This window comes from Ruegeria marina (assembly GCF_900101475.1).
GTDB classification, from domain to species: Bacteria; Pseudomonadota; Alphaproteobacteria; order Rhodobacterales; family Rhodobacteraceae; genus Ruegeria_B; species Ruegeria_B marina.
On sequence record NZ_FMZV01000011.1, the window covers coordinates 26074 to 42317 of the forward strand.

The following is a 16244-nucleotide window of genomic DNA, read 5'->3' on the forward strand; positions in this document are numbered from 1 at the left end:
GACCTGTATCCGTATCCCGCGACAGAGGGGATTGGACCTGTCATCCGGCAGGACGAAACCTGGGTCGCGGGAGGATGCCATGACCAGAATAGCCGTAATCGGCGCCGGAATCACCGGCGTGACCACTGCCTCGAGCCTGATGGACAGGGGCTATGAGGTCACCTTGTTCGATCGCAACCGTTATGCAGCGATGCAAACGTCATTCGCCAATGGCGGGCAGCTGTCCGCATCGAATGCAGAAACCTGGAACCGGTGGTCCACCGTTTTCAAAGGCATGAAATGGATGATGACGCGGGGCGCGCCGCTGTTGGTCAACCCCAAACCCAGTTGGCACAAGTACAGCTGGATGGCCGAGTTCGTGGCGTCGATCCCGCAGTATCGCGCCAATACCGTCGAGACGACCCGGATGGCCATCGCCGCGCGCGGGCTTCTGCGCGAGAAAGCCGAGCGCCACGGGTTCGACTTCGACTGCGAAGACCGCGGCATACTGCACATCTATACGAACAAGGCGGAATTCGACCATGCCACGGAGGTCAACAAGCTGCTCGCTGAGGGCGGTCTCGACCGGCGCGCCGTGGCACCCGACGAAGTACGTCAGATCGAGCCGGCATTGAGTGGGGATTTCTACGGCGGGTACTATACCGAGAGCGATTTCACCGGCGACATTCACCGCTACACGACGGGTCTCGCCAAATCCATCGAACGGGGCGGTGCGGTGCTGCGGTTTGGAACAGATGTCGCCGCGCTGAATGTGGACCAGAACGAGGTGCGCCTGACCTGGAGCCGAAACAACGAAAGCCAGACCGAAACCTTCGACGCCATCGTCGTCTGTGCCGGTGTCGAAAGCCGGGCTATCGCGGCGCGGCTTGGCGACCGGGTGAACGTTTACCCGGTCAAGGGCTATTCCATCACCGTGCGCCTCGATGACGAGGAAAGCCAGCGCGCGGCCCCCTGGATCAGCCTGCTCGACGACGAGGCGAAGGTCGTGACCAGCCGCCTTGGCAAAGATCGCTTCCGGATCGCCGGCACGGCGGAATTCAACGGCTGCAACCTCGATATCCGGGATGATCGCATTCGCCCGCTGGTCAAGTGGTGCGAGCGTTTCTTCCCCTCCGTCAGCACCGAGCACGCGATTCCCTGGGCCGGTTTGCGGCCGATGATGCCGAACATGATGCCCAAGGTGGGGCAGGGTGTTCGGGACCGTGTATTCTACAATACCGGGCATGGGCACCTGGGCTGGACCTTGTCTGCGGTAACGGCAGAGATGGTGGCGGAGACCGTCGCGAAATCCCGGACGGTCAACGGGTCCAACGGTGCATCGGTAGGGGCCCCTGCCACTCTGAGAGCACAGGAGGCCATGTGATGGACATTCCTTCCTACGACGACATGCTCGCCGCACATGTCCGGATCGCACCGTATATCCGCCGCACCCCGGTGCGGACATCGGATTACCTTAGCGAATTGGCCGGGTGCCAGCTGTTCTTCAAATGCGAGAACTTTCAGGAACCCGGCGCGTTCAAGGTCCGCGGGGCAACCAACGCGGTATTTGGCCTGGATGAGGCTCAAGCCGCGAAAGGTGTGGCAACGCATTCTTCGGGCAACCACGCCTCGTGCCTGAGTTACGCCGCCATGCTGCGCGGCATTCCCTGCAACGTGGTGATGCCGCGCACCGCGCCGCAGGCCAAGAAAGACACGGTCCGGCGCTATGGTGGCATGATCACCGAATGCGAGCCCTCAACCACCTCGCGCGAGGCGACCTTTGCCAAAGTGCAGGAGGCCACGGGCGGCGATTTCGTGCATCCCTACAACGATCCACGCGTGATCGCGGGCCAGGGAACCTGTTCGAAGGAGTTCATGGAGCAAACGGATGGGCTCGACATGGTTGTGGCCCCGATCGGAGGGGGCGGCATGATCTCGGGCACCTGCTTGACGCTCTCGACACTGGCACCTGAAACCCAGGTCATCGCAGCCGAGCCTGAACAGGCGGACGACGCCTATCGCAGCTTCAAGGCCGGGCACATCATCGCCGATGACGCGCCCAAGACCATCGCCGACGGGCTCTTGGTTCCGCTCAAGGACCTGACCTGGCATTTCGTGTCGAACCATGTGTCCGAGATCTACACGGCCTCGGAACAGGAGATCATCGATGCGATGAAGCTGGTCTGGAAGCACCTGCGCGTGGTCATGGAACCTTCAAGCGCCGTGCCTCTGGCCACGATCCTCAAGCACCCGGAAGCGTTCAAGGGCAAGCGCGTCGGCGTGATCATCACCGGCGGCAACGTCGATCTGGACAAACTGCCCTGGATACTGGGCTAGACAGGAGAATTCCCATGAAAGACATGATTGATTTTGACGCCTATGAGGTTGGCTTCGACATTCCCGCCAAACCCGGAATGGATGCTGCCGAAATCCAGACCCCGGCGCTGGTTCTGGATCTGGACGCGCTGGAACGTAACATCCGCAAGATGGGCGACTATGCCAAGGCACATGGCATGCGCCACCGCGCCCATGGCAAGATGCACAAGTCTGTCGATGTGTTGAAACTGCAGATGGAACTGGGCGGCGCCGTTGGGGTTTGTTGCCAGAAGGTGTCCGAGGCGGAGGTCTTTGCCCGCGCCGGCATCAAGGAGATCCTCGTTTCCAACCAGGTGCGCGATCTGGGCAAGATCGAGCGCTTGGTGCAACTGCCCAAGCTGAGCGAAGGTGAAGTGATCGTCTGTGTAGATGACGTGGCCAACGTGGCGGACCTGTCTGCAGCCGCCGTCAAGGCAGGCACCCAGCTGGGCGTCTTCGTGGAAATCGACTGCGGCGCAGGGCGCTGCGGCGTGACCTCCACACCCGCAGTCGTGGAGATCGCCAAGGCCGTCGTCGCGGCGGAAAATCTGACCTATCGCGGCATCCAGGCCTACCAGGGCGCGATGCAGCACATGGACAGCTTTGAGGACCGCAAAGCCAAGATCGACGCCGCGATTGCGCAGGTTCGGGATGCCGTGAATGCATTGAAAACCGAAGGAATCGAGACAGACCTGGTTTCGGGTGGCGGCACCGGTTCGTATTATTTCGAGTCGAATTCCGGCCTCTATAACGAGTTGCAGTGCGGGTCTTACGCCTTCATGGACGCGGATTACGGCCGCATCCTGAACAAGGACGGCAAACGCATCGACGCGGGCGAATGGGAGAACGCCTTTTTCATCCTGACCAGCGTCATGAGCCATGCGAAAGCCGACAAGGCGATTTGCGATGCGGGTCTCAAGGCGCAATCCGTCGACAGTGGTCTGCCGTTCATCTACGGGCGCGACGACGTCGAATACATCAAGTGCTCGGACGAGCACGGGGTGATTTCTGATCCGAACGGCGTCTTGAAGGTCAATGAGAAGCTCAAGCTCGTTCCCGGCCACTGCGACCCGACCGCCAATGTCCATGATTGGTATGTCGGCGTGCGGAACGGCAAAGTCGAATGCGTCTGGCCGGTCTCGGCCCGCGGCCGCGCCTACTGACCAGCACATCTCAATCACTGGCGGCCCGCCCTATTTGGGCGGGAGCGCCCTTCGCACTTTTCGAGCCGGGGGAAAAACCATGCTGATCGTACCTGAACGGGACATTGCCGACCTGATGACGCGCGAGGCGGCATTTGATGCCGTTGAAAAGGTCTTTGCCGCAATGGCCTCGGGCGATGCCTATAACTTTCCTGTGGTGCGCGAGGCCATCGGCCACGAGGGCGCGCTTTATGGCTTCAAGGGCGGGTTTGACCGGGCAGACCTGACTCTGGGACTGAAGGCCGGTGGCTATTGGCCGAACAATCTGGAAAAGCGCGGCCTGATCAACCACCAGTCCACGGTGTTCCTGTTCGATCCCGATACGGGCAAGCCCTCTGCCATGGTAGGCGGCAACCTGTTGACCGCATTGCGCACGGCGGCGGCCTCATCGGTGTCGATCAAGCATCTGGCCCGCGCCGATGCCAAGGTGATCGGCATGATCGGCGCGGGCCATCAGGCAACGTTTCAGCTCCGCGCCGCGCTGGAGCAGCGCACCTTTGAGAAGGTCATAGGCTGGAACTACCACCCCGAGATGTTGCCCAATATCGAAAAAGTGGCCGCCGAGGCAGGCCTGCCTTTCGAGGCCGTGGACCTGCCCGGTATGGCCGGGGCGGATGTCATCATCTCGATCACTTCGGCCTTTGCGCCCTCGCTCATGGCCGATCATGTCAGCCCAGGCACGCACCTTGCCTGTATGGGTACCGACACCAGGGGTAAGCAAGAAGTCGAGGCGGGGCTTCTGGCCCGCGCCACCGTCTTCACCGACGAGGTCGCGCAATCCATCAGTATCGGCGAAGCGCAGCATGCCATCTCTGATGGACTGATCAAGGAAAGCGACATTGCGCAACTGGGTGCCGTGATCAATGGGACCCATCCGGGCCGCACATCGGAAGATCAGATCACGCTGTTCGACGGTACGGGCGTTGGTTTGCAGGACCTCGCTGTTGCCGCGGCGGTGGTCGATCTGGCAGTGGACCGCGGAATCGCGATCGAAGTGGATTTCTGACGCAACAGCTTTTTGAAACGGAACTTTTTCAGGCGTCACCCCGCGTGACGCCTGTTTTGTTTTTGCGCGCACGGCACCCGCCATATGTCTCGCCAGGGTATCACCCGAGACCCGCCCAATCATCGACAGAATCCGGGTCGTCCGGGCAATTTGCATGGAAACGAAACCTGTAGATGTGGTGAGCCCCAGTGACCAAGATTGACCAGATCGAGACCATGATCCTCGACATCCCGACCATTCGCGGCCACGTGTTGTCCATGGCCACGATGCGGACGCAAACCGCCGTGCTCGTGAAGGTCAGGTTCTCGGACGGCTCCGAAGGCATCGGCGAGGGGACGACGATCGGCGGTCTCAGCTACGGTGCCGAGAGCCCCGAAGGCATTCAGTCCGCCATCGAGACCTATATCGCCCCGGCACTGCTTGGCCGTAGCGGTGACGATGTGAATGGCGCGATCCAGCTGATCGACAAGCTGATCAAAGGCAACCGCATCGCCAAGACAGCTGTCGAGATTGCCCTCTGGGACGGGCTGGGCAAGCGGCTGGGCCTTCCGGTTTCGCAACTGTTCGGCGGTGCCGTGCATGACCGGCTGCCGGTGGCGTGGACCCTGGCCTCGGGCAATTCGGAAACCGACATTGCCGAAGCGCTGAAGATGATCGAAACCCGCCGCCACAACATCTTCAAACTGAAGATCGGCAAGCGGTCTGTGCGCGAGGACGTGGCGCATGTGGCGCGGATCAAGGAGGCCGTCGGCGACGCCGCAAGTGTGCGCGTTGACGTGAACACGGCATGGTCCCTGCAGGACGCACGCTGGGGTCTCAAGGGCCTTCAGGACGCAGGCTGCGAACTCGTCGAGCAACCGGTTCCCGCCCGCTATCGCCGCGCGATGGCGGAGCTGACCAAAGGCTATGAGATCGCCGTGATGGCGGACGAGGCGCTGAACGGCCCCGAGGACGCTTTGGAAGTCGCGGCGGCGCTCGCAGCAGATGTGTTCGCTGTAAAGATCGGGCAGTCGGGCGGACTCAAGCGCGCATCGGAAGTCATCGCCATCGGGCAGGCGGCGGGTCTTGGCCTTTACGGCGGCACGATGCTGGAAACCGGCCTTAGCACGGCGGCAGCCCTGCAGCTCTTCTCAACCGTCGAAGACCTGGCCTGGGGAACCGAACTCTTTGGTCCGCTTCTGCTGACCGAAGACATTCTCGCTGACCCGATCATCTACCGCGATTTCTGCGTCGAGATCCCCAAGGGCGTTGGCATCGGTGCTGCGCTTGATCCCGACAAGATCGAATTCTTCCGCCGTGATGGCGGGCGGACAATGAAAGCCGTCGTTGGCGAATAAGCCCGCGACACCCCAACAAAACCAGCCAAGGCGCACGACCAGGTGCTGAGGCCGTCAGGAGGAGGACCAAAAATGTTCACCCAATCCAATCTCGATGAATTCGAAGCGCGGCTCGACGGTGCAATCCAGGACGATCCGGAAAACGGTGTCTTCCGCTGCCGCCGGGACATCTTCACCGACGAAGAATTGTTCGAGCTCGAGATCAAGCACATCTTCGAAGGCAACTGGATCTACATGGCGCATGAAAGCCAGATCCCGAACCCGGGCGACTACTTCACGCTGACCATGGGCCGCACGCCGGTTGTCATCACCCGTGACAAGGACGGCGAGTTGCACGCGCTGGTCAATGCCTGTTCGCACCGGGGCGCGCAACTCTGCCGCTTCAAGCGCCGCAACCAGAAGACCTTCACCTGCCCGTTCCACGGCTGGACCTTCTCGAACACCGGTAAGCTGCTCAAGGTCAAGGACCCGAAGGGGGCCGGCTACCCTGAGCAGTTCAACAAGGACGGCAGCCACGACCTGACCAAGGTCGCCCGGTTCGAGAATTACCGGGGTTTCCTGTTTGGCTCGCTCAACGCCGATGTGAAGCCGCTGGAGGAATACCTCGGCGAAGCCCGCAAGATGATCGACATGATCGTTGACCAGGCCGATGAGGGCCTTGAGGTGCTGCGCGGCTCCTCGACCTATACCTATGACGGTAACTGGAAGCTTCAGGCCGAAAACGGCGCGGACGGCTACCACGTTTCGGCCGTGCACTGGAATTATGTTGCCACGACCGCGCACCGGACCGACGACGGCAAGGAAGACAACATCAAGGCGACCGACGCCTCGAAATGGGCCAAGCAGCGCGGCGGCTTCCATGCCTACGAGAACGGCCACATTCTGCTGTGGACCGAATGGGCCGACCCGACCAACCGCCCCGGCTATCCGCGTCTGGCAGAATGGACCGAGAAGTACGGCAAGACAAAGGCCGAGTGGATGGTGGGCGTTCTGCGCAACCTCTGCCTCTACCCCAACGTCTTCCTGATGGACCAGTTCTCCAGCCAGATCCGCGTGTTCCGCCCGGTGAGCGTCGACAAGACCGAGGTCACGATCTACTGCATCGCGCCGAAGGGCGAGAGCCAAGAAGCGCGCACCCGACGCATCCGGCAGTACGAGGATTTCTTCAACGCCTCCGGCATGGCGACGCCGGACGACACCGAAGAATTCCGGGCAACGCAGCGCGGCTATGCCGGCGCGGCGCATGCCAAGTGGAACGACCTGACCCGCGGCGCGACCCAATGGATCGAAGGGCCGGACGAAGACGCCAAGGCCCTGGGCATCAACCCGGTTCTGTCCGGAGCGCGCACCGAAGACGAAGGTCTGTTCGTCATTCAACACACCAACTGGTCCGAGCGCATGGGTGAAGCCATCGCGAAAGAACGCGAAACCGCGCCTGCGGCGTCGGTCGCAGCCGAGTGAGGAGGAACGACAATGACAACCGCAACGCTTGAACGCCCCGCCGCCAACGTGATGTCCTTCGAGGACATCCAGGCTTTCCTCTTTGCCGAGGCGCGTGCGCTGGACGACCGCGACTGGGACACCTGGCTGACCTTCTATCACAAGGACTGCCCGTTCTGGATGCCCACATGGGATGACTTCGACATGCTGACCGAAGACCCGCTGAACGAAATGTCGTTGATGTACTATCCCAACAAGCAGGGCATCGAAGACCGCGTTTTCCGGATCAAGACCGACCGGTCCTCGGCCACCTCGCTGCCGGAACCGCGCACCAATCACTACCTGTCGGGTATCGAGGTGCTGAGCCGCGAAGGCAATGAGATCAAGCTCCGCTTCAACTGGCAGACGCTAAGCTATCGTTACCACGAGACCGACACCCACTGGGGCACCTCGTTCTACACGATCGACACCAGCGGCCCGAAACCGCTGATCACCGACAAGAAGGTGATCCTGAAAAACGATCACATCCACCACGTGATCGACGTCTACCACGTCTGATCCCACACCTGCGGACCCCGCAACGAACCTCCGCGCATCGACCCCCGGTGCGCGGCCAAGGGAGGAGCATGCCATGACGACCTACAACATCGCCCTGAACTTCGAGGATGGCGTTACCCGCGTCATCCAGTGCGACGACGACGAGAAGGTGACGGACGCCGCCTTCCGCCAGAAGATCAACCTGCCGATGGACTGTCGCGACGGCGTCTGCGGCACCTGCAAGTGCTTTGTCGAAAAGGGCGAGTACGAGCTGGAATTCTATATGGACGAGTCGATGAGCGAGGAGGAAGCCGAACAGGGCTACGCGCTCACCTGTCAGATGATCCCGGAAAGCGACTGCGTCGTGCGGGTTCCGGCTTCGTCCGCCATCTGCAAGACCGCGCCTGAAGCCGTAGAAGCGGAAGTGCAAGGCGTCGACAAACTGTCCGAGACGTCCTTCGGTCTTCGGGTGAAACTGGCCAAGCCGATCAACTTCCTGCCGGGCCAATACGTGAACCTGACAGTTCCGGGCACCGACAAGCATCGCTCCTATTCTTTTTCATCGGCGCCGGGTGCACAGGAAGCCACTTTCCTGATCCGCAATCTGCCGGGTGGTTTCATGAGTACCTATCTTGGCGAGAACGCCAAACCGGGCGACGCATTGACTGCAACCGGTCCGATGGGGGCTTTCTATCTACGTCCCATCGAGCGTGCGCAGGTATGGCTGGCGGGCGGCACTGGTCTGGCACCGTTTCTGTCGATGCTGGAACAGGCGGCGGAGCAGGGCGCGGATCACCCGATCACGCTGTTCTACGCTGTCACGCGCGCCGCAGACCTTGTTGAACTCGACCGCGTGAACGCGCTGGCCGAACAGATCGGCAATGTCACGGTGATCACGATCCTGGCCGCTGAGGAAGATACCCATGAGCGCAAAGGCTTCGTGACCGATCACGTCAAGGCCGAGGATCTGAACGCCGGCGATTGCGATGTCTACCTGTGCGGCCCGCCGCCGATGGTCGATGCCGTTCGCGCGCATTTCGGCAAACTGGGCGTCGAACCCGTGAATTTCTACTACGAGAAATTCAACCCCACCGAAGAGAAGGCCGAAGCGGCATGACGCGCCGTTTCGATGACAAGGTGATGGTCGTCACGGGTGCGGCACAGGGCATAGGCCGCCGCGTCGCTGAACGGGCGGCCAGCGACGGTGCGCGGGTTCTGATCGTAGACCGCTCGCCCGCCCGCAAAGAGGTCGTCGAGGCGATCCGCGATGCGGGCGGCCATGCGGAGGCCATATCGGTGAACCTTGAGACCTGGAGCGGTTGCGAAAAGGCCATGCAAAAGGCCGTGGACCTCTGGGGTCGTCTCGACATCCTGATCAACAATGTCGGCGGCACGATCTGGGCCAAGCCCTTTGAGCATTACGAGCCCCGGCAGATCGACGCCGAGGTGCGCAGGTCGCTGTTCCCGACGCTATACTGCTGCCGGGCTGCGCTCGACCACATGCTGCCTCAAGGGTCGGGCGTGATCGTCAACGTGTCGTCCATTGCCACGCGGGGCCTGAATCGCGTGCCCTATGCGGCGGCCAAGGGAGGGGTGAACGCGATTACGGCAAGCCTGGCCTGGGAAGTGGCGGAACGCGGCATCCGCGTCGTGGCAACAGCCCCGGGCGGAACTGAGGCACCGCCCCGTGTCGTGCCCCGCAACCCCAATGCAGCCGAAGAACAGCGCGAAGACTGGTATCAGACCATCGTCGACCAGACGATCCAGTCTTCGTTCATGAAACGCTACGGAACGCTCGACGAGCAGGCAGGTCCGATCCTGTTCCTGGCGTCGGACGATGCTGCCTACATCACCGGGGTCACCGTCCCGGTCGGTGGGGGCGACTTAGGATAGGCCCTGAGGAGGGGTCGGAAACCAACTGGAGGAAATCCAAAATGAAACGTGCAATCCTGGCGGCCCTCGGGCTCGCCACCAGCCTTGCTGTGCCCGCCGCAGCCGAAGGCATCAAGGTCGGCCTGCTGCTGCCCTTCTCGGGCGTTTATGCCTCTCTTGGCAATGAGATCGAGACCGGGTTCAACCTGGGTCTGGAACAGTTTGGCGCAGAGACCGGAGTGACCTTTGAAGTCGTCCGCGAAGACACCGAGGTGAAGCCGCCTGTCGCGCTTGGCAAGGCCAAGAAGCTGATCCTGCAGGACCAGGTCGATGTCATGGTCGGGATCGTCAGTTCCGGTGTTCTGGGCGCGGTGCGCGACATGGTGCACGGCGCAAGTGTTCCGCTGATCGTTGCCAATGCCGGCAATGACGAGGCTACCGGCGCCTCCTGCTCGCCTTTCATCACGCGGATGTCGTTTTCCAACGGTCAGATCAACCGTCCGATGGGCACCTGGATGGCCGAGAAGGGCATCAAGAAGGTGTTCACGCTTGCGCCTGACTACGCTGCTGGTCGCCAGATGATCGACGCCTTCACCGAGACCTTCACCGCTGCAGGCGGCGAGATCGTCGGGCAGGAATTCACGCCGTTCCAGAAGACGCAAGACTTCGGTCCCTATCTCGCCCAGGCCAAGGCCAGCGGCGCTGATGCAGTCTATGTTTTCTACGCAGGCGGCGAAGCGATTTCTTTCGTCAAGCAATATGACAGCTTCGGTTTGAAAGCGGAACTGCCGCTCTATGGCTCCGGCTTCCTGACCTCGCCGCTTTATGTGAATGCTCAAGGCGAGGCCGCCGAAGGCGTCATCACGGCGCTCCACTACGCGCCGACCATCGACAGCGAGGCCAACGGTGTTTTCGTGGCCGCCTTCACCGAGGAAACGGGCCGCGCTCCGTCGGAATTCGCCGTCCAAGGTTATGATGCTGCTCGCGCGCTGATTGAGGCAACAAAAACCGGCGCAAACGACCGAGCATCTTTGGCAAATGCCCTGCGCCAGGTCAGCTTCGACGGGCCGCGCGGCAAGCTGGCGATCGATCCCGCGACCAACAACATCATCCAGCCCGTCTATGTCTATGAAACCGTCGCAGGCGAAGGTGGATTGACGCAGAAGATCCTCGCGCAGCTTCCCGCGGAAGCCGACCCAGTCAATGGCTGCGAAATGGCACCCGTCTCCAACTGACCAAGCTGACCCGGCTGCTTGCCTGCAGCCGGGTCAAGAACGTCCGAGGAGGACCCGACAATGGCACACGATCTTGGATTTTGGACGCTTCAGGCCCTGAATGCCCTGCAATTGTCCATGCTTCTGTTTCTACTTTCCATCGGCCTGACGGTCATCTTCGGGCTGATGCACTTCGTCAACCTCGCGCATGGCTCGCTCTATGCTCTTGGCGCGTATTTCGCTGCATCCCTTGCCGCGGTGGGAGGCTATTGGATGGGTCTCTTCCTGGCGCCCGTCGCCGTTGCCGGGGTGGGTATCCTGCTCTATTCTGGCCTGATAAAGCGGATGCGCAAATCCGGCCCGATGGCGCAGGTTCTGGTCACGTTCGGGCTGATCTTTGTCCTCCTGGATTTGACGCGCATCTTCTGGGGCGACCTTGCCCTGGCGATCGAGGTGCCCGCGCTTCTGGATGGGCGACTGGCCTTTCTCGGCGTCGAGTACCCGACCTACCGCGTGTTCATCATTGCTTTGGGCCTTGCCATCTTCGGGGCTTTGGCATTCGTGTTGGGCCGCACCCAGATCGGGGCGATGATCCGCGCCGGTGTCGACAATGATGCGATGGCGGCCTGCCTTGGCATCAACGTTGAACGACTGTTCTTCATCGTCTTCTGTGTCGGCTGTGCCCTTGCCGGACTGGCAGGCGCCGTCGCGGCACCCCTGCTCAGTGTCACGCCCGACATGGGGCTGCAGATCCTGATCCCTACACTGATCGTGATCGTGATCGGGGGGCTCGGTTCTCTCAAAGGTGCGATTGCCGGTTCGCTGATCTACGGCTTCGTTCAGACCTTCGGTGCCGTATTGGCTCCGCAACTGGCTTCCGTTCTCATCTACGCGCTGTTGGCTGCGGTCCTCGTGATCAAGCCGGTCGGCCTCTTCCCGGCGAAAGGATAAGCAGATGTTTCGTCACAACACCCTTCGCTACGTCGCTCTGATCCTCCTGGCGGCCGGAGCCCTCTTTCAGGCTTTCACAGCCGAGTACTTCGGATTGGAGATCCTGACCGAAATCCTGATCCTCGCCATGCTGGTTCTGGCGCTCGACATCGTGGCGGGCTTTGGTGGCATGGTATCGCTCTGCCACGGTGCTCTGATGGGGGGCGGGGCCTATGCCTATGCGATCTTCACGACCAAAGCCGGGATCGCACCACCCGTGGCCATGGCTGGCGCTATCGCCCTGACCGGGGCAGCCGCCTGGGTAATCGGTGCCATCGGCTCGCGCAGCCACGGCATCTATTTCATCATGGCGACTCTTGCTTTTGGGCAAATGGCCTATTCCTACGTTTTCGAGACTCCGATCTTTGGCGGTGACGACGGCCTGGGCGGCATATCCCGGCTGGACCTGAGCTTCATTGGTGTCGATCTGAACGACAGTCGCAGCTTTGCGCTTTTCTGTCTGGCTGTGCTCGGCACTGTCTATGGCACATCGGTGGTCATCCTGCGCTCCGGCCTGGGCCGCTCGCTTACCGGCGTGATGCATAACGAACAGCGCATGCGGGCACTTGGCCTGACGGTCTGGCGGGTCAAGGCGGATGTCTTCGGCTTGTCCGGCATGATTGCCGGTCTCGCAGGTGCGCTGGCCGCCCAGCATATCATGTACATCTCGCCGGGGCTTCTCAGCTGGACCGTCTCTGGCGAGGCGCTTGTGGTTGTGATCCTCGGTGGACTTGGAACGCTTGTCGGACCGTTGATCGGAGCGGCCGCTTTCGTGGTTCTGAAACATGAGCTGAGTTCCGTGACGACCTATTGGCACCTTGTTGTCGGCGTCATCCTGATCGCCGTCGTGATGAGCCGCGCCAATGGCATTTTCGGCTGGATCGAGGCCCGCTGGGGTGACAGGCTCGACCGTCGTCTAGCCGATGCCACCCGCAAGACCGAGGAGGTTCTGACCGATGCTTGAGACACGCAACCTGGATAAAAGCTTTGGCGCCGTTCACGTCACACGCAACGTGTCGCTGAAACTGGAACGTGGCGAGCGCCGTGTGATCCTGGGCCCGAATGGTGCGGGCAAGACCACGCTCTTCAACCAATTGGTTGGTGAACTGACGCCCGACAGCGGGTCGGTCCATCTGGCTGGTGAGGATGTCACCGCGCTGCCCGTTGCCAAGCGCGCGCGGCGCGGGTTGTCGCGCAGCTATCAGAAGAACACGCTTTTCGATGGCCTCACGGTCGAGGAAAACCTCGGGCTTGCGGCGGCAGTCCACACCGGCCATGCAACGCGGCTCTGGTCGGACAGCCTGTCCAAACCCGAGGTGCGTGAGATCGTCGGAGAGGTGGCCGAACAGGTCAAGCTGATGCCGTTCCTTCATGCAAAGGTTTCCGAGATCAGCTATGGTGTGCGCCGCCAGCTTGAGGTTGGCGTGGCTTTGGCGACGCGGCCTTTGGTCCTGCTGATGGACGAACCGACAAGCGGCGTCGGGCCGGAAATGTCCAAAGGGTTCCACGACCTGCTGAACAACCTGCCGCGCGACCTGACCATGCTGATCATCGAGCATGACATGGACCTTGCCTTCGATGTGGCGGACACGATCACGGTGCTGAACTACGGCGAAGTCGTTTTTGACGGTCTGCCAGAAAAAGCGCGCGGGTCGAGCCTGCTCAAGGAGATTTATCTGGGGAGCTGGGAAAATGCTTGAACTGAACTCAATCGAGTCCGGCTACGGAGAGACGCAGGTCCTCTACGGACTGACTCTGACAGCCCGGACAGGGCGCGTGCTCGCTATTCTCGGGCGCAACGGTGCCGGCAAATCCACGACGCTGAAAACGATCATGGGCTTATTGCCGCGCAAATCCGGCGAGATCCTTTTCGAGGGTAAGCCGATTGCGGCGCAACCCTTCGACATTGCCAGAAGCGGGATCGCCTATGTGCCCGAGACACGCGATATCTTCCCGTCGCTGAGCGTTCGCGAAAACCTTGAAATCGCGGCCAAGCGGTTTGGCGGTTCCAACCCCGAGTGGACGATGGACAGGGTGCTGGACCTGTTCCCGAGACTGAGCGAGCGCATGGACAACGGCGGGACGCAACTATCAGGTGGCGAGCAGCAGATGCTGGCCATCGCGCGCGGCCTTTTGATGAACCCCAAGCTCTTGATCCTGGATGAGCCGACGGAAGGTCTGGCCCCGATCATCGTCAAGCTGATCCACGACAAACTGCAGGAGCTGAAAGAGGCGGGGCTGTCGATGATCATCGTCGAACAGAACTTTGGCTTTGCCACCTCTCTTGCCGATGACGTGGTTGTGGTCAGCAAGGGTCAGATCGTCTGGACCGGCAATGCGGATCAGATCAAGGCCGATGAAGAGGCGCAACACACCTGGCTTGGGGTGTGAGGCCGACGTGCAGGGCAGTCACGCCCTGCACGGAGGTCACTTTTTCATGGGGCTCTTTCGCGCCACTTTCTGAGCCACGGTAACGAAATTCTTGACGTGCACGCCTTGTTCGTCGAGGCGGTAGTTCACAGAGAGTTCGGTCCGCGCGATCTCCGGCTCGATATTGAGAAACTTCATGCCCTTGCGCGGGGCGTTGGCGACAGACTCTGGAACGATACACACACCTTCCCCGACGGCCACCAGGCTCAGTGCCGTTTGCAGATCCATGCACCAAATTCGAAGCGGTGCCTTGAACCCCGCGTCTTCGATCGCTTTCAATACCATGTCGGCATAGCTGGGCCGAGGTCGTTCCGGATACAGGATCAGATTGTGTGTCATCAGCCGTTCAAGCTTGGCAACAGTTCGCGAGTCGGTGTCGACGATGTCGGGTAAAGCCAGGATCAGCTTTTCTTCCATGAGATGTTTCGACAGGAATTCGGGATCTTTCAGCGTCGGGCGGGCGAATGCCACATCGATTTCGCGAGAGACGAGCGCCCTGTGCAGCTCTGCATTGTTCATGGGAACGAGGCTAAGGTTCACCTGCGGATAATTCGCGCGATAGGACCGGATGATGTTTGGCAGAATTCCGAATGTCGCCGAGCCCACGAACCCGATCCTGAGCCGCCCTTCTGCCCCCTGTCCGAGGCGGCGCACTTCCAGTTGTGTATCTTCGAGCTCTGCGAGGATTGACTTGCCCCGCTTTAGCAACCGTTCACCGGCCTGTGTCAGGGTGATCGCGCTGCGGCCTCTGTTGAACAGAACGGCTTCCAGCTCCTCCTCGAGTTGCTTGATCTGTCGGCTGAGTGGCGGTTGCGCCATGTCGAGGCGCTCGGCCGCGCGGCCAAAATGCATTTCCTCGGCAACCGCGATGAAATAGGTCAGCTGTTTGAAATTCATTTTTGCCGTCCTCCCAAGGCCTTACGTTAGGCGATACCTCCACACGAAAAAAGGCCCCCGTATCAACGGGGGCCAGTGTTCAGAAAGGTATCGGGGATTACTCAGCGGCGATGGCCTTTTCCTCGGCCGCGGTCTTGAGAACGAAGTCAAACTCGAAATGCAGGTCGGTGCCCAGTTCGGCTGCAGCCGGCTTGAACTTGCCGATCAGGCTTTCCTTGACCGCGAACACGCTGTCATTTTCCAGCCATTCGCTGTCGGCGTCGTAGATCTGGCTGATCAGCGGGCGGTAGCCATCTTTCGAGATGATGAAGTGCATGTGTCCGGGGCGGTTCGGGTGGTGACCCATGAAGCGCAGCAACTCGCCTGCGGTTTCATCGTCCGGGATCGGATAGGGCACCGGACGCACGGCGACAAATGCGTAGTGGCCGTTCTCGTCGGTCTCGAACCGGCCGCGCAGATTGTATTCGGGTTGATCGGGGTCAAGGTTCTCGTAGATTCCGTTCGGTGCGTCTTCCCAGACGTCCAGCGTCACACCGGCGATGCCGTTGCCGTTCTCGTCCTTGATGTAACCTTCGTAGTAGGCGGTCTCTTCGTTGTCGTAATGCTTCTGGATGGTCGAGCCGCCCTTGGGCAGGACCGGCGGATTCTCGCGGTAGAACGGCCCCAGAACGGTGGATTCGCTTTCATTTCCTTCGACCGGGTTGGTCATCATGTCGACCAGAACTTCGACGCCGAGGATGTCGCCCAGCAGGATGAATTCCTGGCGGTTGTCGTTGCAGAGCTTGCCGGCGCGGGCGAGGTAGTCGCAGACGAACAGGAATTCGTCGTGCTGCAGTTTCACGTCCTTGATGAAGGCGTGCAGATGCTTGACCAGGCCGGTCGCGAGTTCGCGCTGGCGGTCTGTGATGTCGCCATGCTTGCCGAGGCTCGCGATCACGACGTCGGTGATGTTGTCTTGGTTGACGATGCCCATGGGTAGTTCCTC

The 16244-nt window shown here is 61.0% G+C and carries 16 protein-coding genes; 14 read left to right on the top strand and 2 right to left on the bottom strand.

Annotated elements, in window-relative coordinates; translation table 11 throughout:
- Window positions 1–79 precede the first annotated feature (79 nt).
- The 14 genes from BLT75_RS15040 (at window position 80) to BLT75_RS15105 (ending at window position 14323) form a co-directional block, all read left to right on the top strand.
- Window positions 80–1363, top strand: coding sequence for a D-amino acid dehydrogenase (locus BLT75_RS15040; protein ID WP_093033388.1), 1284 nt, complete (start codon window positions 80–82; stop codon window positions 1361–1363).
- Window positions 1363–2316, top strand: coding sequence for a beta-hydroxyaspartate dehydratase BhcB (gene bhcB / locus BLT75_RS15045; RefSeq protein ID WP_093033391.1), 954 nt, complete (start codon window positions 1363–1365; stop codon window positions 2314–2316). Before BLT75_RS15040 ends, bhcB begins: the two co-directional genes overlap by 1 nt.
- 14 nt (window positions 2317–2330) lie before the next feature.
- A complete protein-coding gene (gene bhcC, locus BLT75_RS15050; RefSeq protein WP_093033394.1) occupies window positions 2331–3497 on the top strand; it encodes a 3-hydroxy-D-aspartate aldolase BhcC in 1167 nt (388 codons plus the stop codon).
- A gap of 79 nt (window positions 3498–3576) precedes the next feature.
- The gene (bhcD, locus tag BLT75_RS15055; RefSeq protein ID WP_093033398.1) at window positions 3577–4542 is read left to right on the top strand and encodes an iminosuccinate reductase BhcD; all 966 of its coding nucleotides are present in this window, start codon (window positions 3577–3579) and stop codon (window positions 4540–4542) included.
- A gap of 188 nt (window positions 4543–4730) precedes the next feature.
- Complete coding sequence (locus BLT75_RS15060) at window positions 4731–5879, top strand: muconate/chloromuconate family cycloisomerase (protein WP_093033401.1); 1149 nt, start codon at window positions 4731–4733, stop codon at window positions 5877–5879.
- 72 nt (window positions 5880–5951) lie between these two features.
- Window positions 5952–7340, top strand: coding sequence for a benzoate 1,2-dioxygenase large subunit (gene benA / locus BLT75_RS15065; protein WP_093033404.1), 1389 nt, complete (start codon window positions 5952–5954; stop codon window positions 7338–7340).
- Window positions 7341–7352: 12 nt separating this feature from the next.
- Window positions 7353–7877 (top strand): benzoate 1,2-dioxygenase small subunit, encoded by a 525-nt coding sequence (benB, locus tag BLT75_RS15070; protein ID WP_093033407.1) that lies wholly within the window; start codon window positions 7353–7355, stop codon window positions 7875–7877.
- 73 nt (window positions 7878–7950) lie between these two features.
- Window positions 7951–8973 carry a benzoate 1,2-dioxygenase electron transfer component BenC gene (gene benC / locus BLT75_RS15075; protein ID WP_093033410.1) on the top strand — a complete coding sequence of 341 codons (1023 nt, stop codon included), beginning with the start codon at window positions 7951–7953 and terminating at the stop codon, window positions 8971–8973.
- The gene (benD, locus tag BLT75_RS15080; protein ID WP_093033413.1) at window positions 8970–9749 is read left to right on the top strand and encodes a benzoate diol dehydrogenase BenD; all 780 of its coding nucleotides are present in this window, start codon (window positions 8970–8972) and stop codon (window positions 9747–9749) included. Before benC ends, benD begins: the two co-directional genes overlap by 4 nt.
- A gap of 41 nt (window positions 9750–9790) precedes the next feature.
- Window positions 9791–10963 (top strand): ABC transporter substrate-binding protein, encoded by a 1173-nt coding sequence (locus BLT75_RS15085; protein WP_093033415.1) that lies wholly within the window; start codon window positions 9791–9793, stop codon window positions 10961–10963.
- 60 nt (window positions 10964–11023) lie between these two features.
- The gene (locus tag BLT75_RS15090; RefSeq protein WP_093033418.1) at window positions 11024–11893 is read left to right on the top strand and encodes a branched-chain amino acid ABC transporter permease; all 870 of its coding nucleotides are present in this window, start codon (window positions 11024–11026) and stop codon (window positions 11891–11893) included.
- Window positions 11894–11897: 4 nt separating this feature from the next.
- The gene (locus BLT75_RS15095; protein ID WP_093033421.1) at window positions 11898–12896 is read left to right on the top strand and encodes a branched-chain amino acid ABC transporter permease; all 999 of its coding nucleotides are present in this window, start codon (window positions 11898–11900) and stop codon (window positions 12894–12896) included.
- Window positions 12889–13632 (top strand): ABC transporter ATP-binding protein, encoded by a 744-nt coding sequence (locus BLT75_RS15100; protein WP_093033424.1) that lies wholly within the window; start codon window positions 12889–12891, stop codon window positions 13630–13632. Before BLT75_RS15095 ends, BLT75_RS15100 begins: the two co-directional genes overlap by 8 nt.
- Window positions 13625–14323 carry an ABC transporter ATP-binding protein gene (locus BLT75_RS15105; protein WP_093033427.1) on the top strand — a complete coding sequence of 233 codons (699 nt, stop codon included), beginning with the start codon at window positions 13625–13627 and terminating at the stop codon, window positions 14321–14323. Before BLT75_RS15100 ends, BLT75_RS15105 begins: the two co-directional genes overlap by 8 nt.
- Window positions 14324–14359: 36 nt before the next feature.
- On the opposite strand, the gene BLT75_RS15110 is transcribed toward BLT75_RS15105, so the two are convergent.
- Together BLT75_RS15110 and BLT75_RS15115 are read right to left on the bottom strand one after the other, a co-directional pair.
- The gene (locus tag BLT75_RS15110) at window positions 14360–15259 is read right to left on the bottom strand and encodes a LysR family transcriptional regulator (RefSeq protein WP_093033430.1); all 900 of its coding nucleotides are present in this window, start codon (window positions 15257–15259) and stop codon (window positions 14360–14362) included.
- 97 nt (window positions 15260–15356) lie between these two features.
- Window positions 15357–16232 (bottom strand): dioxygenase family protein, encoded by an 876-nt coding sequence (locus tag BLT75_RS15115; protein WP_093033433.1) that lies wholly within the window; start codon window positions 16230–16232, stop codon window positions 15357–15359.
- Window positions 16233–16244: the final 12 nt, after the last annotated feature.